Below are 2,292 nucleotides of genomic sequence, written 5' to 3' on the forward strand. Positions count from 1 at the left end.
CAGCCCCGACCCCGCAGTTGGGAGCCGGGCTCCGCCCGGCGACCGTAAGCCGGAGCCGACGCCGGGACGGCGGCGACGGCGCGACGGACAGCGCGTGGGCAGCCCCGACCCCGCAGTTGGGAGCCGGGCTCCGCCCGGCGACCGTAAGCCGGAGCCGACGCCGGGACGGCGGCGACGGCGCGAACACCTCCCACCCGCTCACTTTGGTGATCCTGCGAAGTCGGGCTAGCATGACGCGCCTCATGAGAACCACAGACCGGCCGCTGGAAACCGATACCGATTTCCCGATGCGCGACGCCATCTTCACCGTGCTCGCCGCGGCGGCTGCCGGCGGAATGGGCTGGGGAATCCGTGGGCAGTACGGCCACGAGACCGGGGCGATGATCGCCGGCGTGCTCGTGAGCCTCGTCCTCATCCTCCGCGTCTGCCCGCAGGCACCGCTCCTCGCCGCGGCACGCGCCGCGGCGCTGGGCACCGTTGCCACCGGCTTCGGCGGGTCGATGACCTACGGCCAAACCGTCGGCCTGACGCACGACGCGCCACTGGTCGGCAATTGGGAGGCCCTTCGCTGGGGGATGGTCGGGCTGGCGCTCAAGGGAGGCCTGTGGATCGGATTCACCGGGCTGTTTCTCGGCGTCGGCCTCGGGCGCCGGCGCGTCGGGTGGCGCGAGATGGCCGGCGTGATGCTCGCGATGATCGCGCTGTATCCAGCAGGGATTTGGCTCCTCAACCGCCCGTTCGACCCCGCGCAGCGCGTCCTCCCGCCGCTGTATTTCTCCGACGACTGGTACTGGGAACCCGACGCCGCGCTCAAGCCGCGCCCCGAGGTGTGGGGCGGGATGCTCGCGGCACTGGCGGCGGGCTGGGCATGGTGGGGGTGGGTGCGCGGCGACCGGCTGGCGCGGAACCTCGCCGTGTGGGGCTTCGTCGCCGGGGCGGTCGGTTTTCCCCTCGGCCAGAGCCTCCAGGCCTGGCACGCCTGGAACCGCGCCGCATTCGCCGCCGGCCCCTGGGCGGCGCTCGACTCGGTGATGAACTGGTGGAATTGGATGGAGACGACGTTCGGGGCGACGTTCGGGGCGATCCTCGCCGTCGGCCTGCTCTTCAACCGGCGTCACGTGGGGATCGTGGACGAGCCGGAGCAGCGGCCGGCCGAGCTCCCTCCGGCCGTCGCCGCGGCGCTGTTGCTGGTCCATGTGTGGCTCGTGATCGCGTGCGAGTTCGCAGACATGCCGGTGGTCGACGCCATCTACAACCATGGACCCGTGCTCGGCTTCATTCCGCTGGTCGTCGCGGCCGGGGGTCGGCAGTGGCCGTTCCTCGTCATCCTCCCGCTCACGCTCCTGCCGATCGCCGGGAAGACGCTCCGCGCCATGACCGCTCCCGAGCCTGTCGCGGCCCTGCTCGACTGGGCCGTGTGGGTGATCGTGCCGCTCGTGCTGGCGACGTGGCTGGCGACCGGGCTGATGAGGCTGGCCCGCGATCCCAGGGCGACCGCGCGGCATCTCGCCGCGCCCCTGTCGTTCGTCACGCTGGTCTATTGGGGTCTCAACTTCGCGTTCTTCAAGTTTCCCTGGCCGTGGCAGACCTGGACCGCCCGGACGCCCAACGCGCTGTGCTTCACACTTTGCGCGGCAGTGCTCCTGGCGGTGGCGGTCGTTGCCGCCCGCATCCCCCGTGGTACCCCGACATGATCGTTCGTCGCGTCGCCGTCCTGCTCCTGGCCGGCAGTTTTGTCGTCGGCGTGGGCCGTGCCGCCGAGCCCGCAAGGCGCCCGCTCGAGATCGCCGACCTGTTCCGGCTCGCGCGCGTCGCCGACCCGCAGATCTCCCCCGACGGCCGGCTGGTCGTCTGGCAGGTGACGACGGTCCATCCCGAGGCCAACGGCTCGTCGGCGGCGCTGTGGATCGCCCCGGCCGACGGGTCGGCACCGGCACGGCCGCTGACGACGACGGCCGGCACGACCAAGGACACCCGCCCGCGCTGGTCGCCGGACGGCACGACGATCCTGTTCCAGTCCGACCGCGGCGGCTCGAGCCAGTTGTGGACCGTGCCCGCGGCAGGGGGAGTGCCGACGCGGCTGACCGGGATCTCGACCGGTGCCGAGGACGCGGTCTGGTCCCCCGACGGCCGGCGGATCGCGTTCGTGTCCACGGTCCGGCCGGAGTACAGCCAGCTGCCGTTCGCCGAGAGCGACTCGCTCAACGCGGCGCGCGAGCGGGCGCTGGCGGCCGACCCGGTCAAGGCGCGGACGTTCACGCGGCTCTTCTTCCGCCACTGGGACTCCTACGT

Annotated in this window: 2 protein-coding genes; both read left to right on the forward strand. The window is 72.3% G+C overall.

Features of this window, described 5'->3' with window-relative positions:
* Positions 1-287: 287 nt before the first annotated feature.
* Complete coding sequence (locus FJ309_17415) at positions 288-1,694, forward strand: hypothetical protein (GenBank protein ID MBM3956352.1); 1,407 nt, start codon at positions 288-290, stop codon at positions 1,692-1,694.
* A partial coding sequence (locus tag FJ309_17420; GenBank protein MBM3956353.1) for a S9 family peptidase occupies positions 1,691-2,292 on the forward strand: 602 nt, incomplete at its 3' end. The genes FJ309_17415 and FJ309_17420, both read left to right, overlap by 4 nt.

The organism is Planctomycetota bacterium (assembly GCA_016872555.1).
Taxonomy (GTDB): Bacteria; Planctomycetota; Planctomycetia; order Pirellulales; family UBA1268; genus F1-20-MAGs016.